This window comes from Fulvivirga ligni, from assembly GCF_021389935.1.
Taxonomy (GTDB): Bacteria; Bacteroidota; Bacteroidia; order Cytophagales; family Cyclobacteriaceae; genus Fulvivirga; species Fulvivirga ligni.
This window is the reverse complement of the sequence record NZ_CP089979.1, coordinates 2599618-2623733: the sequence shown is the minus strand read 5'-3', so window position 1 is coordinate 2623733 and position 24116 is coordinate 2599618. Positions and strand designations below refer to the sequence as shown.

The following is a 24116-nucleotide window of genomic DNA, read 5'->3' as shown; positions in this document are numbered from 1 at the left end:
ATTATTTCAGATTAAAAGTTAAAGGAACACTCAATTTAGTTTTCACGGCTTTTCCATTAATAGTGGCCGGGTGCCAATCAGGCATATTTTTAATCACATCAATGGCCGCTTCATCAAATGCAGCCCCAAGAGACTTATCAATTGAAATATCAACAGGTCGGCCAGAAACATCTATAAAAAAGGACACAAGCGTGACGCCACTGATCGAATCTTTGACACTTGATCGGGGATATTTCAGGTTATGATCAAAATAGGAATAAAACTCCTCCATACCGTCTATTGGCCTGGCCTCAACATACTCATATTCCTCTTTAGTAACTTCCGGATTTGAAGTATCATCAACTTGTGACTTTGGTAAATCCTTTACTGCCACACTCTCATTTTTCCGGGTTTCTTTTAGCGCTGGTTTTACGACTTCCGGTTGGGGTAACTTTGAAGGTTGATGCAAGTCTCGACCCTTACCACTATCAAGCACTTCAACTTCCAGTTGCGGCTTCTTTGCCTCCAGCGGCATAGACTTTTCAGGTAATTTATTTTGTTCAAAAGCATCCTCATCATTGGCTGGCTTTACCACAAAGACTTCATTAAGAAATGCCATAAAAATTATTACCACTATTATGGTTATGCCCGTGCTTATATAGAACTTACGATCTATTTTAAGCTGTTTTCTACTCTCAAACTGATCCATCAGCCCATCAAAGTCCTTCGCCTCAGATAAAACAGAGTTGGTTAACGGCTTCCGATTTTTTAAAACTCTATACTTTTTCATTGGACATTCATTTTAGAGCGGATTTTATCTAAAACCCGATACAATTTCACCTTGGCATTATTTTCAGTTACATCTAAGATTTGCCCTATCTCTTTGAATGACAACTCGTCAAAGAACCTCAGTTGAACAAGTTGAACCTGCTCAGGCTTAAGCTTTTGAATGACAAGCTCTAGTTGCTGAAAGAGATCTTCATCGAATATGGTGCTGGTTCCCATTTCACTAGTTAAGTAGTCAATGGTTTTCTCATCTAGGACGACAATGCGAGAATGTTTAGAACTTCTGTAATGAATATTACATTCATTAATAGCTATTCTATATAGCCACGAAGAAAAAGGCAGACCCTTGTACTGAAATTGATGAATTTTCGATAAGGCTTTGAGGAAAACCTGAGAAGTAATTTCTTTAGCGGTATCGGCGTCATTTACGCGATAGAAAATAAAGGAGTATAGTTGATCAAAATACTTCTTATATAGTGGTTCAAACGCTCGCGGATTCTGCTTGGACTCATTTATGAGATCCAACTCAGAGCGCTCCATCTCCAGGTTTTTCGAATAAGTTAATCGTAATGAATTTCCCAAGGTTGTTTTAATTTACAACCCTATTAATGCAAGAATTAAAAAAAGATACAGTTTTTTTTATAAAAAATTAAGGATGAGCACTCACCCACTGCTCACCATCTTCAAAAACTTCCTTTTTCCAGATAGGTACAGTTTTCTTTAGGGTGTCAATGGCATACTCACAGGCTGCAAAGCTCTCTCTTCTGTGGGGTGAACTTACGGCTATTACCACGGCTACCTCTCCAATAGTCAACACCCCTACTCTATGATGAATGGTGATATGATGGATCGGCCATTTAGCCTTAACATCTTCTATGATTTTCTCAATTTCCTTAATAGCCATGTTCAGGTAAGTCTCGAATTCAAGTTTCCTTACCTTCTTATCTTTGGTGTGGGCTCTTACTGTACCAATAAACACGTTAGTAGCGCCAGCTTCGTCATCATAAACTGTACCTACTACGTCATCTGGGTTTAATGGGTGCTCGGTTATTTTAATCATATATCAACCTCCACTAACAGGAGGAATTAAGGCTATTTCGTCAGTTTCTTCTATAGCTTGGTTATCTTCGGCATACTCGTTATTTACCGCAATCATCAAAGAATTTAACTTCTCCAAATCAGGATAATCAGCTACCAAAACAGCTCGCAAATCTTTCACTTTAGCAGACTTTTTATCTACTGTAAGTTCATGACTTTCAGAGCCAATAATGTCTTTTGTAATACCAAATAATAATATCTTCAATTTCATATTGAGAACTAAACTATTATTTAAAATAATCAGTTCATAGAAATATTATCCAAATTTACAGGATGGTTAGCAAATACCTCGAAATAGCAAAAAATGCCTATATAGGCTACTTTGAATACCTGAAAAACGAGATGATTTTTAATTATTCTTACAAACCCTGGTACGCTAATTACTTTTGGGGACTCATTATAATAAGTCTTATATTTTTTTTATTAGAATGGGTGCAACCATGGAGAAAAGATCAACCTAAATTTCGTAAAGATTTTTGGCTAGATCTATTCTACATGTTCTTTAACTTCTTCCTTTTCTCTCTTGTAGTTTACAATGCTGTTTCAGATGTATTTGTAAATCTCTTCAATGATTTTTTAGCTCTTTTTGGCTTAAAGAATCTAGTGGCCATTGAAATAGGCAGCTGGTCTAGAGGACTTCAACTTTTGATACTCTTTATACTTAGGGATTTTATTCACTGGTGGGTGCACCGACTACTTCACTACAGCCCCAGGCTATGGCAATTTCATAAAATTCATCACTCTGTGGAGCAGATGGGTTTTGCCGCCCATTTACGTTTTCACTGGATGGAAACTGTTACCTATAGAACCATAGAATACATACCACTGGCCATGATAGGCTTCGGTATAGATGATTTCTTTTTAGTGCACATTTTCGCGCTATTTATAGGCCATTGGAATCACGCTAACTTTAATTTAAACATTGGCCCTTTAAAATATATATTCAACAACCCGTCCATGCATATATGGCATCATGCCAAGACATTGCCTGCAGAAAGAAGATATGGTGTCAATTTCGGCCTGTCGCTGAGCATTTGGGACTATCTTTTTGGAACGGCCTATATTCCATATAATGGCAGAGATATAGAGATTGGAATTGATGAAGATCAGCACTTTCCACATGATTTTAAAGGGCAGGTTACATATGGCTTCGGGAAAACAAGTGAATCTGATGGACAATCTGATCACTAACGCTTACATTTGAATTATGTCTCAAGGTATAATTGATAATTTTGGCAGACCTATCACCTACTTAAGGATGGCTGTAACGGACCGTTGCAACCTAAGGTGTTACTACTGTATGCCTGCTGAGGGAATCAATTACCTACCTAAAAAAGAACTACTCACCTACGAAGAAATGCTCAAACTCGCGCAGGTATTCTGTGAAATGGGCGTTAACAAGATTCGGATTACGGGAGGTGAACCTTTTGTAAGAAGAGATCTGATGAGTTTTTTAAGGCAGCTCAGCGAAACTGCTGGTCTAAATGAACTTCACATCACAACCAACGGCGTTCTCACTGCCCAATATATAGATGAGCTAAAAGCATTAGGTATAGCCTCCATCAATTTAAGTCTTGACTCTTTAAATCCTGAGCGATTCTTTAAAATAACACGAAGAGACGTATTCACTCAGGTGGAAGAAACTCTGAATAAACTGTTGGATTCAGGCATTGACACCAAAATAAATATGGTGGTGATGGACGGGCAGAATGAAGATGACATCATCCCGATGGCCGACCTTACAAAGGACAAACCGCTATCTATTCGATATATTGAAGAAATGCCATTTAATGGAAATGGTCATAATTCTATAAAGTGGAATCATCGTGAAATTTTAAATACTCTTAATACTCACTATGGCTCACTTACCAAGCTTCAAGACCCTCAATTTAGCACCTCCTCCAATTATCAAATACCTGGATATCAGGGGAATATAGGCATTATTGCTGCTTACACGAGAACGTTCTGCGGCAGCTGCAACAGAATACGTCTTACCTCTGAGGGTAATATTAAAACCTGTCTTTACGATCAGACACAGCTAGACCTGAAAGCTATATTAAGATCGGGCGGTAGCGATTTAGAGTTAAAACAGGCTATTACACATGCTCTTACACACAGGCACAAAGATGGCCATGCTGCCGAAGCAGCACGCAGCACCAATGTTGAAGAATCAATGTCAACCATAGGAGGATAATGGAAGATCCGTTTTACCTGGCCATATTCTTTTTTCTGGTAGCCATATTCTATTCATCAGTAGGATTTGGAGGTGGATCAAGCTATTTGGCCATTCTTGTTCTGGCTGGTGTTGACCTCTTCACACTCCGATCTACTTCCCTGATGTGCAATATAATTGTAGTCACAAGTGGCACTATTATCTTCTACCAACAAGGATATTTAAACTTAAGACGCTCCTTACCTTTGGTATTAGCCAGTGTGCCTTTAGCCTTTATTGGCGGCTATCTGCCTTTGAGAGCCAAACTCATATTCATCATTCTCGGCTTCGCACTGCTATTAGCAGCCATATTGTTATGGTTTAAAAACACTAAAACCTTATCCGAGAGCAGATTAGAAAATAGAAATGCTTACATCGCTTCCGGAATAGGTGGAGCTATTGGATTTATATCTGGGATGGTAGGCATAGGTGGTGGCATTTTCCTGTCACCAGTTCTCAATTTCATCAACTGGAACAAAGCCAAGAGAATAGCCGCAATTTCCAGTCTCTTCATCCTGGTAAATTCAATAGCCGGCCTGGTAGGACAGTGGTTTCAACATCCCTTAGAAATTGACCTTGAGTGGGCCTGGCCGCTGCTTTTAGCCGTTTTCCTGGGAGGACAAATTGGCTCTAGGCTTTCGGTGATGAAGTTTAACAACAGAACCATACAGCGCACCACTGCCATTCTGATATTTATTGCGAGCATGAAAATATTAAATGATCATCTGTTTCATCTCGATAATTTTTTTAATGATTTATAAAACGGCTATTTTGCAGCACTTGACTAACCTAAGGGTGATCTAAAACCAAAACAACACAAATGAAAATCAATTTTAAGAGACAGGTTTTACCTCATGTTATTGCCGTTCTGGCATTCTTAATTGTAACAATAATTTTCTTCAGCCCCGTTTTTTTTGACAGCAAGAGTATATCTCAGGAAGACATTAACCAATGGAAAGGTGGCGCTCAGGAACTCATAGATTATAGAAATGAAACTGGTGAAGAAGGGCTTTGGAATAATTCCCAATTTGCGGGCATGCCGGCCTATCTCGTAAATATTCAGTGGAGTGATGGTATAATATCAGGTATTAAAAGAGTGGCCTCTCTATGGCTTCCTCACCCAGTATGTAATATCTTTTTAGCTTTCCTTTGCTTTTACATCATGCTGCTGGCCTTTAAAGTACGGCCCTATCTAGCTATAGCCGGAGCATTGGCTTTTGGTCTATCTTCTTATATGATCATCGGCCTAGGGGCAGGTCATAATGCAAGAATTGGAGCAATAGCTTTTATGCCACTGGTGATAGCGGGTATTCACCTTACCTTTACTAAAAATAAAATATTGGGTTTTGGTCTCACCACTGTAGCTACAGCGCTAGAATTAAGAGAAGGCCACCCTCAAATCACCTATTATCTATTTATGATTTTAGTGGTTTATGGCATAGTTCAGCTAGTTTCATTTGTAAAGACGAATAGAACCAAGGATTTTGCAATCACCATCGCTTTATTATTAGTAGCTGGCGTTATAGCGCTAGGAACGTCTCTGGGTCGTATGTGGTCTACTTACGAGTTCAGTAAATATTCACAGCGAGGTAAATCAGAATTATCTACTTCGCTTTCAGAAAATGAAAACACTGAAGGACTTTCAAAGAGCTATGCTTTCAAATACAGTAATGGCATTTTAGAACCATTCGTAATGATGATCCCTGACTATTATGGTGGCAGTAGCGGCCATTTATTAGTTCAGGATAAGGATAGTGAAGTATTAAAAGCGCTTCAACGTATCAATGACCCTCAAACAGCTAATCAATTAGCTAGATATACCTCCTCATATTGGGGTAGTCAGCCCTACACAGCTCCATACTATGCAGGTGCTGTTATATGTCTGTTGTTTGCTATTGGTTGCGCTTTCGCTGAAAAAAAATACATCATATGGCTAGCCGTAGTATCCGTTTTAGGAATTATGCTTAGCTGGGGTAGTAATTTTGATTCATTTAACTATTTCTTATTCAACTACTTACCAGGTTACAACAAATTCAGATCAGTTACTTTCACCATGATCATGCCTATGCTGGCCATGCCTTTATTAGGACTTATTGGTCTAGAGAATTTACTAAGCAAAGGATTAAATAAAGAAACCCAAAAGAAGTTTTTCATAGCTCTTGGCGCTACAGGTGGTTTTTGCCTACTCGTAATAGTTTTTGCAGGCATGGCTTCATTTACCAGAGAAGGAGAAGGTCAATTGCCATTATGGTTCCTTAAAGCACTTCAAGATGACAGAAAAAGCTTATTGAGAGGAGATGCTTTCAGATCATTGATATTCATACTTATTGGCTTTGCACTCATTTTCTTTCACCTTAAGAAAAAGCTTTCATTCGGAATTATGGCAGCGGCACTAGCTCTGATCGTTCTGATTGATCTTTGGAATGTAGACAGTCGCTATTTTGGCAAAGACAACTACAAACGATCTAGAGATAACTCATTTTTTAACTTAACAGAGGCCGATAAGGAAATTAAGAAAGATAAAGACCTGAGTTATAGAGTTTATAACCCTCAAGGAACTTTCATGGATGCCCGTACAAGTTATTATCACCAATCATTAGGCGGATACAACGGTGCCAGGTTAAGAAGGTATGAAGAGCTCTTTAATGGATGTATTCAAAAAGAAACTAATGAATTGATCTCCAGTATTCAAAATGGTGGTCGTTCAGTGAGCGGTTATGGTGTGCTTAACATGCTGAACACCAAATATATCGTGTTTGGAGCAACAAAGAATGCGATATTGAAAAACGACGAGGCTTTAGGAAATGCATGGTTTGCGCCATCAATAAAGAAAGTTAATTCTGCCGACGAAGAATTTGCAGCCACCTGTGAAATAGATCCTTCTAAAGAGGCTGTTATTGATGTATCTAAATTCTCCGTTGCCGAAAATAGCTATGATGCATCAGCCAGTATTAAACTGCTTAAGCACAAGCCTAATGAGCTCGTTTATGAGTCTAACAGCTCTAAAGATGGTATTGCAGTATTCTCAGAGATCTATTACCCGAAAGGATGGACCGCCACCATAGATGGCAATGAGTCTGAGATTATAAGAGCCAATTTCGTTTTAAGAGCTCTCAATGTACCTGCAGGGAAACATACAATCACCTTTACATTTGCTCCTGCCGCCTACACGGTGGGAGATAGTATTGCTCTGATTGCCTGCATCTTGATGCTAGTAATATTCCTGGGAAGCATAGCCTGGAGCTTTAAACAAAAAGCTTCAGAAGCCTAAGCTTCCACAGCTACTTCATTAGCATTTTCAACGCCAGCAGCAAAGTCATTAATATTCTTAATGGTAGTAATGGCTATCTGGCTTAAAGCTTCTGAGGTAAAGAATCCCTGATGAGCTGTGATCAGCACGTTAGAAAATGAAATAAGGCGGGTGATCATATCATCCGCTATTACACTTTCTGATAGATCTCTGAAAAAGAGATGCTCCTCTTGTTCGTAAACATCAATACCCAGATAACCTAAGCGCCTGGTTTTCAAGGCTTCAATGGCATCTTTAGTATCTATTAAAGCTCCTCTACTGGTGTTTATAAGCATTACACCATCTTTCATATGAGCAAAACTATCTTTATTGATCAGGTGATGTGTTTCAGGAGTTAATGGGCAGTGAAGGGAAATGATGTCCGACTGTTTTAAGAGCTCCTCAAAGGGTAAGTATTCGATACCCAACTTCTTCATCTCATCATTTTCGTAAGCATCATAAGCAATCACCTTACAGCCAATTCCGTTCATCATTTTGGCAAAGATGCTCCCTATCTTTCCCGTGCCTACCACACCTACTGTTTTGTTATAGATATCAAAGCCTGAAAGGCGCTCTAAAGAAAAGTTACCTTCCCTTACCCGATTATAAGCTTTATGAGTTTTTCTATTGAGAGTAAGAATCAAGGCCAAAGCATGTTCAGCCACAGCTTGCGGTGAATAAGCTGGCACCCTATATACTTTAATGCCCAACTGATCGGCCACAGCCAGGTCCACATTATTGGATCCTGCACACCTTAAGGCCACTATTTTAATATTATTGGCGGCCAGCACATGCAAAACATCAGCATCAAGGTGATCATTTACAAAAGCGCAAATGCCATCAAAACCCTTTGCTAACTGAACGGTATCTTTATTTAATGTGGCATCGAAATATTTAAATTCAATGCCGTTGTTATGACTCTCTAGAGACTCTTTATCGTAAGATTTGCTGCTAAAAACTGCTATTTTCATGGATTAGGTAATTGATAATGTTAACCAACTTCACCTTCTCACCTCAGAACTGATTATAACGAAAAGCTAAATCGCTCTCTAAACTCCTCTATCTCTTCTTTGAAAGACTTTTCGCTTTGTAATCCGAGCTTTTTATTGAGCTCTTCATTAGGCTGTACCTTTAGCTGTCTTAGCTTAAGATGCTGATTTACAAAAATGAATTCCAACTCCGGTATCAGTTCCTTTAGGGTATCCACCACATCCAACACCTGCATATCTCTGTCTACCAGGTTATATATACCAGAATCTAGTCCACCATCTACAACACCGCATAGAGCTTTAGCTACCCTTTTTATATGGATAAAAGCCCTTTGCTGTCTACCATCTCCATGAATGGAAATGCGCTTGTAGAAATGGGCTTCAAAAACGAATTTATTGATAACAGCATCAAAACGCATGCTTCTATTATAGCCGTATACGTTTCCGCATCTAAAAATGTAAGTATCCATTTTATCCTTCAAGCGGCTGGCGTGCTCTTCGCCTCTCATTTTAGAGATGCCATAGAAGGTTCTAGGATTAGGCGTAATACTCTCATCCACAGCCTCTTTAGCAGAACCATAAACACCAGTACTGCTAGCGAAGATAAATTTCTTCACGTCGCTTTCTTCAATAGCATAAATAAGCTCAGCCGTACCCCAGTGGTTTACCTGCTCATAAAAATGAGGATCAGTATTATCAAATGGTGTAGTAACCTTAGCCGCCAGGTGATAAACCACATCAATACCCTTCAATGCTTTATTCAAGAACCGTGAGTCTAAAAGCTCACCCTTTACAAACTTAAGTTTAGAGTTATTAGGCAAAGAATGACCTAAGAAAAAATTAACGTTATTCTTACTCAAATTATCATACACCACTATTTCTTCTACATCATCTCTTTCCAGGAGCAGACTTACTAATTCAGTGCCTATATAACCAGCACCACCCGTTACTAAAACTTTCATTTATATAATGTTCTTTTAATGGTCAAATGGAATTGTAGCAGGCAAACCTTTCCCTCATAACAGGATAATTCAGGATGCCGCTTTTTTCATAATTATTTACTTACCAGATCAGTATGTAATCCACATTCTGTTTTATTCATGCCATACCAGCGCGCTTCTCTTTCCATCATTTCAGGATCTACCCTGCGGGTGCATGGCTCGCATCCTATGCTGAGATAGCCGGCATTTTCAAGTGGATGTTTAGGTAAATTATACTCTTTTTGATATTGATAAATCATTTTTGCATTCCAATCCAGCATGGGATGAAATCTCACGGTATCATTTGGGGCTGGCTGCTCTACTTGCATAGCCTTACGCACCGCACTCTGGTCAGCTCTTACACCGTTGATCCAAATATCATATTGCATTAAAAGCCTATTCACAGGCTGCGTCTTATTTAAAAAACAGCAATGATCAGGGTCAGAGGTAAATAGTAACTTACCATCAGGGTCCTTCTGCATAAACTTGGGTGTTTCTGACTTCAGGTCAATCACATTTAAATTGAACTCCGTAGCCACCTTATCTTTAAACTCTACAGTTTCAGGAAAATGATATCCGGTGTTTATAAACACCACAGGAATGCTATTATCTATTCTGCTTAAAATATGAAGCAATACAATACTGTGAGATTGAAAAGAAGAAGTGGTAAACATGGTTCTTCCTTCCGATTTATATATCTCTAGCTGCCTTTTTATTTCATCAAAATTCACTAATACACCTCCTTTTTGGTTAGGTCAAAGTTATTCAATTGAATACCATTTGAAAATAAAAAATAAAATATCTCTGGACTTTAACTACGTCAAAAATTAGTTTAGGTTAAAATATCAGCCATGAATAAACCTTTACCTCCATTTAGCTGTACCCATTCACCTAATCTGCCTGAGCTTTTAAACCAACTTGAATGCACCATAGCCATTAGCACTTATCAGGCTGGAAAAGTCATTTTCCTCAGCGCCATAGACGATCAAAAGCTAATACAATTGCCCAGAAATTTTAATAAGCCTATGGGCATAAGTTTCAGAAATAATGAAATGGCCCTGGCCACTGAAGACAGCATTATTCTATTGGCCAATGCCAGCAAAATGGCCCCCAACTACCCTAAACAACGAAATACGTACGATGCACTGTACCTTCCACGTGCCTCCTATTACACCGGCCCAATGAATGTGCATGATCTGGAATGGGTAAATGATGAGCTTTGGATGGTGAACACCCTGTTTTCATGCCTGGCTACGGTAGACCATACCTACAGTTTTAAACCTAAATGGAAACCATATTTCATTAACGAACTTCAGCCAGGAGACTGCTGTCATCTAAATGGTGTAGCCATGCAAAACGGTGAACCAAAGTATGTTACAGCTCTGGGAAAATCATCAGATGCGGAAGGATGGAGGGCGACCAAAACCAGCGGAGGTATAGTTATGGATGTGAAAGAAAACACCATTGTAGCCGAAGGACTGGCCATGCCTCACTCCCCACGATTGTACAATGGCACCTTGTATGCACTATTATCTGTAGCGGAGAACTCATAAGCATTGACCCTTCCAATGGAAAAACAACCACCTTAAAGCAGTTTGATGGCTTTGTGAGGGGCATGGATCTATATGGCGACTACCTGTTCATAGGATCATCCCGATTGAGAGAAAATAGCTCGGCCTTTAATGACTTACCCATAGCGAAACGGTCAATCTTTTGTGGAATCACTGTATTACATCTTCCTACCATGAGCCAAGTGGCATCTCTAAAATATGAAAACAGTGTAGATGAAATTTATGATGTAAAAATTATTCCCAACCTGAAAAGACCAGGATTACTCAGCCCTGACCGAGAAGAAAGTAAAATAGCCATTACCTCCCCAGAAGGCGACTTTTGGGCTCTAAAGAAAGATGATTATGTCACCTCAAAATAGCAATGAAATAGCAGCTTATCTACGTGAGTTAGCTGCTCAGGAAATGAAAACAGATTCGAGCCAGATCACCACCACAGCTACTTTTCACCAGCTCGGTTTTGATTCTATAAGCTGCCTATATTTCATGGATCAAATTCAAAACCAATTCAATATAGAAATGAGCCCTATGGATTTTTGGGATTATCCCACTATAAACTCATTGTCTGAGAAAATCTTTCATGAAAACTTCGCCGCTTAAGCCATGACACTCTGGTCTCCCCTCTCCCCAGAAAACATGAAGGATCCTTTTCCTATGTATCAAAAACTAAGGGAAGAGAGCCCCATGTATAAAAGTCAGACCGGCGAATGGATTGTTACTTCGTTTAATCTGGTGAACTCAATCTTAAGAGATGGGCGCTTCAAAACCGGCAACAAGCTAGACTGGGTCAATAATGCTATCACCTATTTCGAAAGTAAAGATCAGGATTTCTCTGCCATTGCAGATGCCATCAACAAGTTCATCTTGCTCATTAACCCACCTGAACATGAGCGCATTAGAAAGTTTATAGCTAAAAACTGGAGTTATGTTAATCTCAATGAAATTTTGGATAGAAATATCTCAGGGGTTTTAAAAGATTTATCTGACAAAGCTGAAATAGAGATCGTGCAAGAACTTGCCTCTCCTATACCTTTACTTACCATTTGTAGTTTATTGGGCATTCCTTTGGATGATTATAGAGCACTCCAAAAGCTAAGCCAGCATCTGGTGAAAGTGTTAAACCTTTACAATAGCCTGGAAGATTTGGTGAATATTGATTCTGCATCCCGAAAATTTATCGACTATTTCATAGCACAGATTGAAACCAAAAAACATCATCCTGGCAATGACTTTATTAGTCGTATTATCCTCGAAAACACAAAAACAGATGATTCTTTAACAGAACGAGAATTAATCTCCATATGCATTTTCATTTTTGTAGCAGGGCAGGAAACTACCTCGAGCCTCATTTCAAATGCTTTTTTGTTTCTCTCTCAAAAGCCAGCTGAACGGCAAAAGCTTTCTATAAACCATCAGCTAATTCCAGCCTTTGTGAATGAACTGCTCAGATTTAATGGCCCTGTACACTTGCTGGGAAGAATAGCTGCAGAGGATATTTTGATTGATGAAAAACTGATAAAAGCAGGTGAGACAGTGACATTATGCGTGGCCAGCGCCAATAGAGATACTGATCAGTTTCCTGATGCTGATGAGTTTAGGCTAGACCGCAACCCCAACCGCCATCTAGCCTTTGGCTCAGGCATTCATTTTTGTCTGGGCGATCATTTGGCGGTAAAGCAAACGGAAAAAGTCATAGCCAATTTTCTTTCATCACATCCTGAATATCAGCATTTTGACTATGAATGGAACAACAACATTGCTATCCGTTCTTTAAAAAATCTGAACATCAAATGCTGATCTTTGCCTTCTCGAAATAAACTACCCTTATTTGAGAGCCATCTTTATTATTGCCAATAAAAGTAAGCCCTGTGGAAGGCCATACCGCTTCTGGTTTAGCCGCCATGAGTTGTTTATTCTGAATGGCCGCTATTATTCCAATACAGTCTGTTTTGCCTGCTAAGTATTGATCTTGTAGGTAATTCTTTGTTTCCACCGCCAACTTATCTACAAGCCCGGGAATCCTGGTTGTAGGATGAATCAAGGTCCGAAACAAAAACATAGGGCTATTATTCAGCTTCTTTACCACATTTCTTACCGCAGTAGTTACACCAATTACCTGGCCTTCTTCATTTTGTGCTACATATATTACTTCTTTCACACGGTCCTCAGGATTTACTCCGGAAGGCAACGCATGCAGATGATTCCAAAAATCGATGACTTTTTGCTTATGAACTGAAGCCTGGTACTTATCAATTAGTTTCAATACTATATTAATTTAAAGATGATTTAGTTTCCTTTTTTAAGAAAATTTACCAAAATTATATTAATATATAGATACCTCCTTCAACCTTTAACCGAATTAGATGCATCGCTACCATCAAACCTTCTACAGCGAAACTTTACAGAAGTATCGTAAGTTCAAAGGGAGGCTCGACAAGAATTTAAAGTCAGGGCGTTTCTATCAGTTTTCTAAAAGAAAGCAATTTTCCTTAATCAAAAAGGTTGAGCAGCTATACAAAAGATTAAAGGCTCTCGGCCTACAATTGAAACTAGGAGTGGCCGCTGGCTCTTTAAGTTTAATACTAAGTGCCACCGCTGCTCAGGCACAGCAGCTTGGTCCATTTGTAAATAATCCTTTAAAGAATCCTTTACCACCTCCGGTTAATACATCTCTTGTAAATGCACCTGCCCTTTTTGATTTTGATGATGATGGCGACTTTGATCTGGTAGATGGCGATAAGTACGGCAATGTGCACCTCTTCGAAAACATTGGCACTGCTACGGAGCCTAGATTCAACTCGGTGAATGATGAGGACAATCCCTTTAAACAAGTGAGGGTAGGTGGCAACGCTTCACCGGCCTTCTTCGACCTAGATGGTGATGGTGACATGGATTTATTTGTGGGAAACCAGGCAGGAAATCTAATTTACTTTGATAATAACAACGGAAGTTTCACGAGAGATGACGATGCTAACCCTTTTGCAGGTCAAAATTTCTCAAGTTCATACTTTTCGGCTAATATACATCCGCATTTTGCTGACGCAGATAGCGATGGCGATTTGGATTTATTAATTGGAAGATCAGCCAGCTATGAATCAGGTAGCTCAGTCCTTTATTTTAAAAATGATAACAATGTTTTTGAAAAAGAACTAGATGCCGTTTCTCCATTCAGAAATATCCAGTCATATGTTTTTGCCGCTCCTATGATGACAGATATTGATGATGATGGAGACATGGACCTTTTCATTGGTAAGAATAATGGTGATTTTGAGTTATACATCAACAATAATGATGAATACACCCTTGAACCTAACCCCTGGAACCCTGCTACCAAAAAGGGAAATCCATTACTGAATGTAGGCATTGACGAATATAACGCCTCCCCCATATTTGCTGATTTAGATGATGATGGCAACCTGGATGTTATATCAGGTTTTACTACATATTCAGGTTATTCAGAAGCTGGCCCATTATTTTACATAAAAAACAATGGCGATTTCCAGATGGAACTGAAGGAGGGCCTTGCAAACCCGGTGGATGGAGTGGATGTGATGAGTTATTCGAATCCTGAGCTGGTAGATATGGATAACGATGGCGATCTTGATGTTTTCATTTCAGGCAATAAGTATAACAATCAGTTCGCTAACTGTAAATACTATGAGAATACCGGTGATTTTAAATATGCTGAATCTGATGATTTTATAGAAGATCTCAGTTTTCAAATCGGATTTGATGCTGGCCGCTTTAAAAGCTTTCTGGTTGATTATGATAAAGATGGCGATCAGGATATTTTCACCAGCTATGCCTATTTCTCTTATGATCTGATGTACTTCGCGAGATCTGCTGATTCTTACGAGAATCAGACATCTACCGATAATAACCCTTTTAAGGATGTTGATCAATCATTTTTCCTGGAAGACCTAAATTTCACTGACATAGATAGTGATGGAGACTTAGACGTATTTATAAGCGGATATGATGGATTATTACAATTTTATATTAATGATAACGGCGTCTATAATGTAAAAATTGATGAATCAGACCCTTTAACATCGACCTCCTTTGGTTATGATGTTAATATAGCTTTCGCAGATATTGATCATGACGGAGATCTGGATGCCTTTCTGGGGATAAAATACGGCATGGTTCATATGCTACAAAACATAGGTACACCCACTGCTCCTCAGTTTGCTGATCCAGTGACCTTCATGGAGAGAAGTGATGATGAAGTATCCAAAGCCCCTGTTTTTCAGGATATTGATGGTGATGGCGATTTAGATATACTCGTGGGCTCATATTCTGGGCAAATAAAATACTACGAAAACCAGAACGAGGTTCCAAGCATAACAGGACTCACCGATCTGAATTATAACCCAACGGAAGATACAGCCATTGAAATTGCCTCAAACCTGGCCATTACAGATACAGACGATGATCTGATTATTAGTGCAGTGGTAAGATTTACCTCTGGCTATGATGCCGATGAAGACATTCTGGAGTTCACCAATACGGATAACATCACCGGATCTTTCAATGCCTCCACGGAAGAATTAGTTTTCAGTGGCCGTGCAGAAATTTCAGAGTATATGGATGCCCTGCAAAGCTTGATCTACAAAAACAGCAACGAAAATGCTCAAGCCACCATTAAAACGCTTGAAGTATACGCCACTGATTATGACAATACAGATCCAACCCATAATAATGCAGAGCTAACCAGCTGGACCATTACGGTGGGCACAGAACCTCCAAATTCAGATATTAACATTTATACAGCCATATCTCCCAATGGTGATGGAGCTAATGATTATTGGGACATTCAAAACATATCACTACCTAATAAAGTGGAGCTCTATAACAGATGGGGTGATTTGGTTTATGATGCTGTTGATTATGACAATGACTTAACTCGCTTTGATGGCACCAGTAACAAAGGGAAAGACCTGCCATCCGGCATCTACTTCTATAAGATTAAAACATCTTCAGGCACTTATAAAGGGAACGTGGTACTAAAAAGAGGACTATGAAAAAACTTCTACTTCCAATACTTATGATTGTCACCTATGTGACCGGTTATAGCCAGCAAGATCCACTTCATGCCCAATATCTGAATAACCCTTTAGTGCTCAATCCTGCTTATTCAGGAATCAATAATGTATTTAACGCTACCTTAAGTCATCGGAGCCAGTGGAGCGGATTTAGCGGAGCTCCCGAAACTACCAGCTTTACAGCGCATACTTCGCTGGTAGACAATAAAGTTGGGGTTGGATTAATCTTCGTTAGAGATGGCATAGCTAATATCACTAATACAGAATTTAGCGCCACAGGATCTTACAAAATTGATTTAGGCGATGCTACGTTCTCATTTGGCTTACAGGCTGGAGTAGTCGGTTACAAAGAGAGCAACAGCGAGCTCAACGTAAAAGATCCTGACAAGCTATTTGAAGGAGACCAAAATTTTTCAAAGTTCAACTTTGGTGCTGGTGTAGCCTTAAAGGCAAAAGATTATTATCTAGGTCTTTCCATACCCAGAATGATCAATAGTACGGCGGATTTTGGCAATTTAGAAGGGGAAATTTATCAACGTCATGTGTACCTGGCCGCCGGTTATGTTTATCACCTAAATGCCGAATTAGCTTTAAAACCTTCCGTTCTTCTCAAAGGTGTATCTAATGCTCCCCTATCGGTAGACTATAATGCCAGTGTGGTCATTCATGACAAGTATACAGCCGGCGTATTTAGCCGAAACTTTAACACTTATGGCCTATTGGCCCAATTCAATTTCAAAGATCATTTTCGACTGGGTTATGTATTTGAAGTGCCTGGAAATAACTCCGTAGGCACCAGCTATTCAACCCATGAAATCACCCTTGGAGTTGACTTTGAAATCTTTGACTTTCACTTCCTGAGCGAAAGATATTTCTAGTATGCTGGTAATTGAGGTTTGTTTAAGTTAAGGAAACTATTCCTTAAACTTAATGTTTTAACACGTATATTCACACCTCAAAAATCAATCAAAAAGCATACGATTTGAAAGTAGCTGTTTTCAGAAAAGAACATTTTAACGCTGCCCACAGGCTATTTAACCCTGACTGGGATGATGACACCAACTTCAAGGTGTTTGGCAAATGCAGTAATCCGCATTATCATGGCCATAATTATGAACTTTACGTACAACTTATAGGTGAGGTAAATCCTAAAACAGGTTACGTATATGATATGAAGCTCTTAAGCGATGTAATTCGTGAGCACGTCATTAAAAAGTTCGATCACAAAAACCTAAATCTGGATACAGAATATTTTAAAGACAAAATTCCAACTGCTGAAAATATTGCCGTAATTATATACGACATCCTAAGAAAGGAAATTGACGCTGATTTGGAGTTAAAAATAAGACTATATGAAACAGAAAGAAACTTTGTCGAATACCCCGTTGGATAAAGAAGAATTTGACGAGATAGGTGATGATCACGTGGGTTCTGCTGCTGACACTCCACTAAAGCCAGACGCATTCGACATGAGTGATGAGGAGAAAATGGTCAAAATAGAAGGCCACTTTAAAGAAATCATGGAAACCTTAGGCTTGGACCTTACGGATGATTCCCTTAAAGGCACCCCGAAAAGAGTAGCCAAAATGTTTGTTAAAGAGGTTTTCAGCGGTTTAAATCCGGCAAACAAGCCTTTAGCCAGACTTTTTGATAACAAATACAAGTATGATCAGATGCTGGTAGAGAAGGACATTACTTTCTACTCGCATTGCGAGCATCATTTCGTACCCATTTTTGGTAAAGCTCATGTAGCTTATATTTCTTCCGGGAAAGTAATCGGCCTTTCTAAAATCAATAGAATAGTACAGTATTTCGCCAAAAGACCTCAGGTACAGGAAAGGCTCACGGTACAGATTGGCAATGAGCTAAAGAAAGCCCTCAATACCGAAGACGTAGGTATAGTAATCGATGCCACTCACCTTTGCGTAGCTTCAAGAGGTGTAGGCGATACTAATAGCAAAACAGGAACAGCTTATTTTTCTGGAAAATTTAAAGAAAACCAGATCAAAAACGAGTTTCTGAATTACATTAATGCAAAATAGCTTAAAAGCCACTTAAAGTGGCTTTTATCATTTATATGGGTGTAATATTTAAAATATCTATTTCATTATAGGCGGAACCTATAAAATAAACAGAACTCTTATGCAAAAGAGCTGTTAGTAAGTAAAAAATGAGGTTTTTAAGTAGCACAAATTGCATCCATTATTTAAAGAAGATATAAATAAGGACACCGTAATAACTCTTAATACAAAAAGCAATATTATTTTGTAATTTTGCGACTCATTTCAAATTAAAAACAAAGACGCTAAGACATATGGCATTTGATATTGACATGATAAAGGCGGTTTACTCCAGCATGGGAGAAAAAATTGAAGCCGCCAGAAAAGTGGTAAACAAGCCGCTTACTTTATCTGAAAAAATACTTTACTCTCACCTTCACGAAGAGCAGAACCTAGAAAACTTCGTAAGAGCGAAATCATACGTAAACTTTGCTCCAGACCGTGTAGCTATGCAAGATGCTACTGCACAGATGGCCCTTTTGCAGTTTATGCAAGCAGGAAAGAAACAAGCAGCTGTACCTTCTACAGTACACTGTGACCACCTTATCCTGGCCAAGGAAGGTGCTAAAGAAGATTTAAAGAGTTCATTAACTGCAAGTGGAGAGGTATTTAACTTCTTAGAATCAGTATCAAACAAATATGGTATAGGTTTCTGGAAGCCAGGTGCTGGTATTATTCACCAGGTGGTTCTTGAAAACTATGCATTCCCTGGTGGTATGATGATCGGTACCGATTCTCATACAGTAAACGCTGGTGGTTTAGGTATGGTGGCTATTGGTGTTGGTGGTGCTGACGCAGTAGACGTTATGGCCGGAATGCCTTGGGAGCTTAAAATGCCTAAAATGATTGGAGTAAAACTTACCGGTAAATTAAACGGTTGGACTGCTCCTAAAGATGTTATATTAAAAGTAGCTGGTATCCTTACTGTAAAAGGTGGTACTGGTGCTATTGTAGAATATTTTGGTGAAGGTGCTACCTCAATGTCTTGTACAGGTAAAGGAACTATCTGTAACATGGGTGCTGAAATTGGTGCTACTACATCTACTTTCGGCTATGATGATAGCATGGAGAGATATTTAAGAGCAACAGGAAGAGCAGATGTAGCTGATGCCGCTAACGCTGTAAGAGAGCATCTTACTGGTGATGATGAGGTATATGCTAACCCTGAGAAATACTTCGATCAAGTTATCGAAATTGATCTTTCTACTTTAGAGCCACACATTAACGGACCATTCACTCCAGATAGAGCTACTCCAGTGTCCAAAATGAGAGAAGAAGCTGAGAAAAATGGTTGGCCTACAAAAGTTGAGTGGGGACTAATCGGATCATGTACTAACTCTTCTTATGAAGATTTAACACGTGCAGTATCCATCGCTCAGCAAGCAATAGATAAGAAAATTACAGCAAAATCAGACTTCGGTATTAACCCTGGTTCTGAGCAAATCCGTTTCACAGTAGACCGCGATGGTATCCTACAAGTATTCGAAGATCTTGGTGCAAGAATCTTTACTAACGCTTGTGGTCCTTGTATCGGTCAGTGGGACAGAGCTGGTGCTGACAAAAAAGAGAAAAACACTATCATCCACTCTTTCAACAGAAACTTCTCTAAAAGAGCTGATGGTAACCCAAATACACATGCCTTTGTAACTTCTCCTGAATTAGTAGCTGCTTTAGCTATTAGTGGAGACCTTGGTTTCAACCCACTTACTGATACTTTGACAAACGCTGACGGCGAGCAAGTAAAGTTAGACCCTCCTTCAGGATTTGAATTACCTGAGAAAGGTTTTGATGTGGAAGATAACGGATACCAGGCTCCTGCAGAAGATGGTAGCGATGTAGAGGTAAAAGTAGCTCCAGACTCTAAGCGTCTGCAGTTATTGACTCCATTCAAACCATGGGATGGCAACAACATCACTGGAATGAAGCTTTTAATTAAAGCTAAAGGCAAGTGTACTACTGACCACATTTCAATGGCAGGTCCATGGTTAAGATTCAGAGGTCACTTAGATAACATTTCTGATAACACTTTAACAGGTGCAGTAAACTTCTTTAACGATGCTACTGACTCTGTTAAAAATCAGATCACTGGTGAGTACGGAACTGTTCCCGCAGTACAAAGAGCTTACAAAGCAGAAGGCATCCCTACAATAGTAGTGGGAGACCACAACTACGGTGAAGGTTCTTCTCGTGAGCACGCAGCAATGCAGCCAAGACATTTAGGTGTGAAAGTGATATTGGTGAAATCATTTGCCAGAATTCACGAGACCAACCTTAAGAAACAAGGTATGCTTGGTTTAACATTTGCTAACGAAGCTGACTATGATAAAATCCAGGAAGACGATACTTTCGACTTCTTAGATCTTGATCAGTTCGCTCCAGAAAAGCCGTTAACTTTACTAGTTAAGCACGCTGATGGATCTGAAGATACTATCAAGGCAAACCACACGTACAACAATCAGCAGATTGCATGGTACAAAGCTGGTTCTGCTCTTAATCTTATCAAAGAGAAAGAAAAAGCAAACTAAAATTTTGCATCAACAATATACCGAAGGCTACTTCAAAGCGAAGTAGCCTTTTTTTATATAGTTTTGCGGAAATAAAAAGGAAGGAAGAAAGCATTGCAAGATCATAGAAAACATAAAATAGTTATCACCTGCTCCCCCAGAATGAGCAGTGTAGTAGAGCAAGAGGTAAAAGCGTTGGGTTTTAAGGATACCAGCATCAATCATCAGAACGTAGAGCTTACGGGCTCATTTCATGATACTCTGCGCTTAAATATGTATTTAAGATCTGCTAACAGGGTATTATTTGAAATATCGAGCTTTCGAATCAACCATCCTGATGAGCTTTATAAAAAAGTTAAGCAAATCCAGTGGGATAATATATTTGATGTTGATGGTTATTTCAGCATCAAAGGATTTGTGAAACATGAAAAAATTCTCGATCAAAGGTTTGCCAGCCTGAGGGCGAAAGATGCCATTGCTGACTATTTCATGGAGAAGTATAGCAAAAGACCTGATTCCGGCAAAGACCTATCTCAGACTGTACTCTTCCTTCACTGGTTTGAAAGCCAGGCCTCTATATACATTGATACTTCCGGTGAAACCATTGCCAAACATGGCTATCGAAAAATCCCCATGAAGGCACCTATGATGGAATCATTGGCTGCCGGCACCATCATGGCCTCTGCCTGGAATGGCAAAAGCCACTTCATCAACCCCATGTGTGGTAGCGGTACCCTTGCCATTGAAGCAGCTTTGATTGCCAAGCAGAAATTCACCAATGTAACCAGAGAAAACTTTGGTTTTATGCATGTGAAGCTTTTCAAACCTGAAATTTGGGATAAACTTAAGACTGAAGCTAAAGCTATGGAAAAGAAAGACTTACCTTTCAAAATCATAGCCACAGACCTTAATCCTGCCGCCATTGTAGCTGCCAGACAAAACGCCATAGCTGCCGGCGTAGAAGAATATATTGACTTTAAAACCTGTGATTTCCGAGATACCGAACTGCCTCAGGAAAACCAGGGAGTGATATTCATCAACCCTGAGTATGGACAAAGGCTGGGTGAAGAGAGAGCTCTGGAGAAAACATATCAGGAAATAGGAGATTTTTTCAAACAAAAAGCATCAGGTTATATCGGTTACATTTTCACCGGAAACCTGAATCTAGCTAAAAAGATAGGCCTTAGAACAAAACGCAGGATCGAGTTTTTCAACGCAAAAATCGACTGCCGTTTGTTAGAATATGAATTATATTCAGGCACTAGAAAAAAATAGTATATTCACTGAATGATAGAGAGGATAAGAGTAATTGGGGAGAATTTTTATTACCTATTTCCTATACAGCTACTGGTAAATCATGTAAAGAGAAACTACGTTTTACTTCTTTGCTGGCTTATCCTATTTTCTATAATTTCTGGCAACTTCGGCAACTATCTGGGAATCCCCTATTTATTCCTTGACCCTGTTTATTTGAATAAAGTAAGCTTCTCAAGCTTCTTTATAATGGGGGTGGTTATTTCCGGGTTCAGCGTAGCTTTCCACATTACCACCTACATAAATGATGGGCATAGATTTTCATTTATAGGAGTAGTTTCAAAGCCCTTCACCGTATTCAGCTTGAATAACAGTGTGATACCTTTTCTATTCCTATTCACTTATGTCATCTATATCATTCAATATCAGGTATCTAATGAATATGTTTCCTTTGATGGTCTCTTCATAAATATCCTGGGGCTTATTTGCGGATATGCCATCATGTTGCTCGCATTATATTCTTACTTCTGGTTTACCAATAAGGATATTTTCAAATATGTGGTATGCAAGGTTGATGAAAAGCTGAAGCAAAATTTCAAGGCTACGCGAGCCAGCGCCATGAAGAAACTCAATATTGCCAAGAAAAAGCAAATAAGAGTGGATCACTATATGTCTTTGAAGTTTGATTTTCAAAGAGCCGATGAAGCACAAGGATTCTATGACAGAAATACCATTCTTCAGGTGTTCGATCAAAACCACTTCAATCTGGTAATCATTGAGTTATTGATCTTGGCCTTATTATTTGTTATGGGCATTTTTAGAGATCACGAGATCTTCCAGTTGCCAGCCGCAGCCAGCTTTGTGCTATTTCTCACCATCTTCGTGATGTTTGCAGGTGCATTTGCTTACTGGTTTGGTAATTGGTCCAGCACGGTAGCAGTGATTATGATACTTTCTATCAATCTACTAGTGAAAGAAGGCATATTTAATCAAACTTATATGGCCTATGGGTTGAACTATGATGCAAAACCTGCCAACTATAATCTGGATAGAATAGATGAGCTTACGGCACCAGAGATCTTAGATGAAGACAAAAAGTCAACACAAGTAATCCTTAATAACTGGCGCAAAAAATTCCCTGCAGATGAAAAGCCAAAGATGGTATTTCTCTGCGTTAGCGGCGGTGGTCAGCGTGCTGCTCTCTGGACATTACATGCGCTGCAGCAAGCAGACAGTCTCACTGGCGGAGATCTAATGAAGCACACCATGCTGATTACAGGTGCCTCTGGTGGGCTTATTGGAGCTAGCTATTACAGAGAGCTTTACTTAAGACAACAGCAGCAAAAGATATGTGATTTATACTCAAAGGTTTACTTTGACAGCCTGGGTAGCGACAACCTCAATGCCGTAATCTTCAGCCTGCTCATGAACGATACCTTTGTAGGTTTTCAAGATTTCAATTATAAAGGTCAGGACTACTCCAAAGATCGGGGCTATGCCTTTGAACAGCAGCTCAATAGAAATACAGGTTCTGTCTTGGACAAACCCATTTCTGCTTATAAAGCAGCTGAAACCAGCGCTCAAATCCCTATGCTGATTTTAGCACCCACCATCATAAACGATGGCCGGAAATTATACATCTCACCTCAGCATGTTTCCTATATGATGGATGTAAATGACTCCATCTATCATGGTGAGAAGATCAATGGTATTGAGTTTTTAAGGTTTTTCAATAAACAAAGTAGTGATAGCCTCCGCTTTTTAAGTGGTTTAAGAATGAGTGCCACCTTCCCATACATCACTCCCAACATTACATTACCCAGCTACCCTCCTATGGAAATTATGGACGCGGGTATTACAGATAATTTTGGAATATCAGATGCTGTAAGATTCCTATATGCCTTTAAAGGTTGGATAGCTGAAAACACGTCAGGTGTAGTAATACTATCTATTAGAGATTCCGAAAAAGAGGAGCCTATAAAGAAGGAAGAAAAGCTTTCCTTATTCGAGAAATTCTCTCTGCCCATTAGCAGCATATATCAAAACTTTCAAAGTCTGCAGGATATTACCAATGACGATAGAGTGGAATATGCTAAAAACTGGTTTTCAGGAAGCATAGAGAGAATTGATATTCAATATATTCCACAGGAATATATGAAAGAAAACCTCCCTAAAACTGACAGTTTAAGGATGGAGAACATCAAGAGAGCCTCACTGAGTTGGCGACTTACCAGTAGAGAAAAAACCAGCTTAATCAACACTCTGGGGACAAAATCCAATCAAAACGCACTTAAATCCTTAAAGGAGACGCTAGAAAGCAAGCCCACACAGGCTAACTAATGATTGTTAGCA

General features: G+C 39.2%; 21 protein-coding genes and 1 pseudogene. 14 read left to right on the top strand and 8 right to left on the bottom strand.

Annotation, left to right across the window (positions count from 1 at the left end; all coding sequences use genetic code 11):
* Position 1: 1 nt before the first annotated feature.
* From LVD16_RS11335 to moaD, 4 genes are all read right to left on the bottom strand, one after another.
* Entirely contained in the window at positions 2-769 is a 768-nt protein-coding gene (locus tag LVD16_RS11335; protein ID WP_233774057.1) for an energy transducer TonB, read from the bottom strand.
* The gene (locus LVD16_RS11330; protein ID WP_233774056.1) at positions 766-1347 is read right to left on the bottom strand and encodes an RNA polymerase sigma factor; all 582 of its coding nucleotides are present in this window, start codon (positions 1345-1347) and stop codon (positions 766-768) included. The genes LVD16_RS11335 and LVD16_RS11330 overlap by 4 nt, the downstream gene beginning before the upstream one ends.
* A gap of 67 nt (positions 1348-1414) precedes the next feature.
* Positions 1415-1825, bottom strand: a complete 411-nt coding sequence (locus tag LVD16_RS11325) for a molybdenum cofactor biosynthesis protein MoaE (protein ID WP_233774055.1) — start codon at positions 1823-1825, stop codon at positions 1415-1417.
* A 3-nt stretch (positions 1826-1828) separates the two neighbouring features.
* A complete protein-coding gene (gene moaD / locus LVD16_RS11320; RefSeq protein WP_233774054.1) occupies positions 1829-2074 on the bottom strand; it encodes a molybdopterin converting factor subunit 1 in 246 nt (81 codons plus the stop codon).
* Between the two features lie 62 nt (positions 2075-2136).
* Between moaD and LVD16_RS11315 the strand changes: the two genes are divergently transcribed.
* Genes LVD16_RS11315 through LVD16_RS11300 form a run of 4 tightly spaced genes read left to right on the top strand, consistent with a single transcriptional unit; the run spans position 2137 to position 7346 of the window.
* Positions 2137-3054, top strand: a complete 918-nt coding sequence (locus LVD16_RS11315) for a sterol desaturase family protein (RefSeq protein WP_233774053.1) — start codon at positions 2137-2139, stop codon at positions 3052-3054.
* Between the two features lie 16 nt (positions 3055-3070).
* Positions 3071-4057 carry a GTP 3',8-cyclase MoaA gene (gene moaA, locus LVD16_RS11310; RefSeq protein ID WP_233774052.1) on the top strand — a complete coding sequence of 329 codons (987 nt, stop codon included), beginning with the start codon at positions 3071-3073 and terminating at the stop codon, positions 4055-4057.
* A complete protein-coding gene (locus LVD16_RS11305) occupies positions 4057-4836 on the top strand; it encodes a sulfite exporter TauE/SafE family protein (protein ID WP_233774051.1) in 780 nt (259 codons plus the stop codon). The genes moaA and LVD16_RS11305 overlap by 1 nt, the downstream gene beginning before the upstream one ends.
* Positions 4837-4895: 59 nt before the next feature.
* Positions 4896-7346, top strand: a complete 2451-nt coding sequence (locus LVD16_RS11300) for a YfhO family protein (RefSeq protein WP_233774050.1) — start codon at positions 4896-4898, stop codon at positions 7344-7346.
* On the opposite strand, the gene LVD16_RS11295 is transcribed toward LVD16_RS11300, so the two are convergent.
* The 3 genes from LVD16_RS11295 to LVD16_RS11285 all read right to left on the bottom strand — a co-directional run bounded on the left by LVD16_RS11295 (position 7343) and on the right by LVD16_RS11285 (position 10064).
* The gene (locus tag LVD16_RS11295; protein WP_233774049.1) at positions 7343-8335 is read right to left on the bottom strand and encodes a 2-hydroxyacid dehydrogenase; all 993 of its coding nucleotides are present in this window, start codon (positions 8333-8335) and stop codon (positions 7343-7345) included. The genes LVD16_RS11300 and LVD16_RS11295 overlap by 4 nt on opposite strands.
* Before the next feature lie 53 nt (positions 8336-8388).
* Positions 8389-9315 carry an NAD-dependent epimerase/dehydratase family protein gene (locus LVD16_RS11290; RefSeq protein ID WP_233774048.1) on the bottom strand — a complete coding sequence of 309 codons (927 nt, stop codon included), beginning with the start codon at positions 9313-9315 and terminating at the stop codon, positions 8389-8391.
* 92 nt (positions 9316-9407) lie between these two features.
* Positions 9408-10064: a phosphoadenylyl-sulfate reductase gene (locus LVD16_RS11285; RefSeq protein WP_233774047.1), complete on the bottom strand. Its 657-nt coding sequence runs from the start codon at positions 10062-10064 to the stop codon at positions 9408-9410.
* Positions 10065-10184: 120 nt separating this feature from the next.
* On the opposite strand from LVD16_RS11285, the pseudogene LVD16_RS11280 reads away from it, so the two are divergent.
* From LVD16_RS11280 to LVD16_RS11270, 3 genes and pseudogenes are all read left to right on the top strand, one after another.
* A pseudogene (locus LVD16_RS11280) lies at positions 10185-11263 on the top strand (TIGR03032 family protein).
* A complete protein-coding gene (locus LVD16_RS11275) occupies positions 11247-11501 on the top strand; it encodes an acyl carrier protein (protein ID WP_233774046.1) in 255 nt (84 codons plus the stop codon). The pseudogene LVD16_RS11280 and the gene LVD16_RS11275 overlap by 17 nt, the downstream one beginning before the upstream one ends.
* 36 nt (positions 11502-11537) lie before the next feature.
* Positions 11538-12698 carry a cytochrome P450 gene (locus LVD16_RS11270; RefSeq protein WP_233774045.1) on the top strand — a complete coding sequence of 387 codons (1161 nt, stop codon included), beginning with the start codon at positions 11538-11540 and terminating at the stop codon, positions 12696-12698.
* Here the strand turns inward: LVD16_RS11270 and LVD16_RS11265 are convergent.
* On the bottom strand, positions 12688-13164 hold the full coding sequence (locus tag LVD16_RS11265; RefSeq protein WP_233774044.1) for a hypothetical protein: 477 nt from the start codon (positions 13162-13164) through the stop codon (positions 12688-12690). The two genes, LVD16_RS11270 and LVD16_RS11265, sit on opposite strands and share 11 nt — an antisense overlap.
* 100 nt (positions 13165-13264) lie before the next feature.
* On the opposite strand from LVD16_RS11265, the gene LVD16_RS11260 reads away from it, so the two are divergent.
* The 7 genes from LVD16_RS11260 (at position 13265) to LVD16_RS11230 (ending at position 24104) form a co-directional block, all read left to right on the top strand.
* Positions 13265-15925: an FG-GAP-like repeat-containing protein gene (locus LVD16_RS11260; RefSeq protein ID WP_233774043.1), complete on the top strand. Its 2661-nt coding sequence runs from the start codon at positions 13265-13267 to the stop codon at positions 15923-15925.
* Positions 15922-16824 carry a PorP/SprF family type IX secretion system membrane protein gene (locus tag LVD16_RS11255; protein ID WP_233774042.1) on the top strand — a complete coding sequence of 301 codons (903 nt, stop codon included), beginning with the start codon at positions 15922-15924 and terminating at the stop codon, positions 16822-16824. Before LVD16_RS11260 ends, LVD16_RS11255 begins: the two co-directional genes overlap by 4 nt.
* A 104-nt stretch (positions 16825-16928) precedes the next feature.
* Positions 16929-17339, top strand: coding sequence for a 6-pyruvoyl trahydropterin synthase family protein (locus LVD16_RS11250; RefSeq protein WP_233774041.1), 411 nt, complete (start codon positions 16929-16931; stop codon positions 17337-17339).
* Positions 17299-17988 carry a GTP cyclohydrolase I FolE gene (gene folE, locus LVD16_RS11245; RefSeq protein ID WP_233774040.1) on the top strand — a complete coding sequence of 230 codons (690 nt, stop codon included), beginning with the start codon at positions 17299-17301 and terminating at the stop codon, positions 17986-17988. Before LVD16_RS11250 ends, folE begins: the two co-directional genes overlap by 41 nt.
* Before the next feature lie 272 nt (positions 17989-18260).
* Positions 18261-20531, top strand: coding sequence for an aconitate hydratase (locus LVD16_RS11240; protein WP_233774039.1), 2271 nt, complete (start codon positions 18261-18263; stop codon positions 20529-20531).
* 93 nt (positions 20532-20624) lie between these two features.
* On the top strand, positions 20625-21785 hold the full coding sequence (locus tag LVD16_RS11235) for a THUMP domain-containing class I SAM-dependent RNA methyltransferase (RefSeq protein ID WP_441716201.1): 1161 nt from the start codon (positions 20625-20627) through the stop codon (positions 21783-21785).
* Between the two features lie 12 nt (positions 21786-21797).
* Entirely contained in the window at positions 21798-24104 is a 2307-nt protein-coding gene (locus LVD16_RS11230; RefSeq protein WP_233774037.1) for a patatin-like phospholipase family protein, read from the top strand.
* The last annotated feature ends 12 nt before the right edge of the window (positions 24105-24116 follow it).

Bases quoted from the DNA above. Each gene is read 5' to 3' on its own strand.
- LVD16_RS11335 (WP_233774057.1), bottom strand. From the start codon at position 769: ATGAAAAAGTATAGAGTTTTAAAAAATCGGAAGCCGTTAACCAACTCT.
- LVD16_RS11325 (WP_233774055.1), bottom strand. From the start codon at position 1,825: ATGATTAAAATAACCGAGCACCCATTAAACCCAGATGACGTAGTAGGT.
- moaD (WP_233774054.1), bottom strand. From the start codon at position 2,074: ATGAAATTGAAGATATTATTATTTGGTATTACAAAAGACATTATTGGC.
- LVD16_RS11315 (WP_233774053.1), top strand. From the start codon at position 2,137: ATGGTTAGCAAATACCTCGAAATAGCAAAAAATGCCTATATAGGCTAC.
- moaA (WP_233774052.1), top strand. From the start codon at position 3,071: ATGTCTCAAGGTATAATTGATAATTTTGGCAGACCTATCACCTACTTA.
- LVD16_RS11305 (WP_233774051.1), top strand. From the start codon at position 4,057: ATGGAAGATCCGTTTTACCTGGCCATATTCTTTTTTCTGGTAGCCATA.
- LVD16_RS11300 (WP_233774050.1), top strand. From the start codon at position 4,896: ATGAAAATCAATTTTAAGAGACAGGTTTTACCTCATGTTATTGCCGTT.
- LVD16_RS11295 (WP_233774049.1), bottom strand. From the start codon at position 8,335: ATGAAAATAGCAGTTTTTAGCAGCAAATCTTACGATAAAGAGTCTCTA.
- LVD16_RS11290 (WP_233774048.1), bottom strand. From the start codon at position 9,315: ATGAAAGTTTTAGTAACGGGTGGTGCTGGTTATATAGGCACTGAATTA.
- LVD16_RS11275 (WP_233774046.1), top strand. From the start codon at position 11,247: ATGTCACCTCAAAATAGCAATGAAATAGCAGCTTATCTACGTGAGTTA.
- LVD16_RS11270 (WP_233774045.1), top strand. From the start codon at position 11,538: ATGAAGGATCCTTTTCCTATGTATCAAAAACTAAGGGAAGAGAGCCCC.
- LVD16_RS11260 (WP_233774043.1), top strand. From the start codon at position 13,265: ATGCATCGCTACCATCAAACCTTCTACAGCGAAACTTTACAGAAGTAT.
- LVD16_RS11255 (WP_233774042.1), top strand. From the start codon at position 15,922: ATGAAAAAACTTCTACTTCCAATACTTATGATTGTCACCTATGTGACC.
- folE (WP_233774040.1), top strand. From the start codon at position 17,299: ATGAAACAGAAAGAAACTTTGTCGAATACCCCGTTGGATAAAGAAGAA.
- LVD16_RS11240 (WP_233774039.1), top strand. From the start codon at position 18,261: ATGGCATTTGATATTGACATGATAAAGGCGGTTTACTCCAGCATGGGA.
- LVD16_RS11230 (WP_233774037.1), top strand. From the start codon at position 21,798: ATGATAGAGAGGATAAGAGTAATTGGGGAGAATTTTTATTACCTATTT.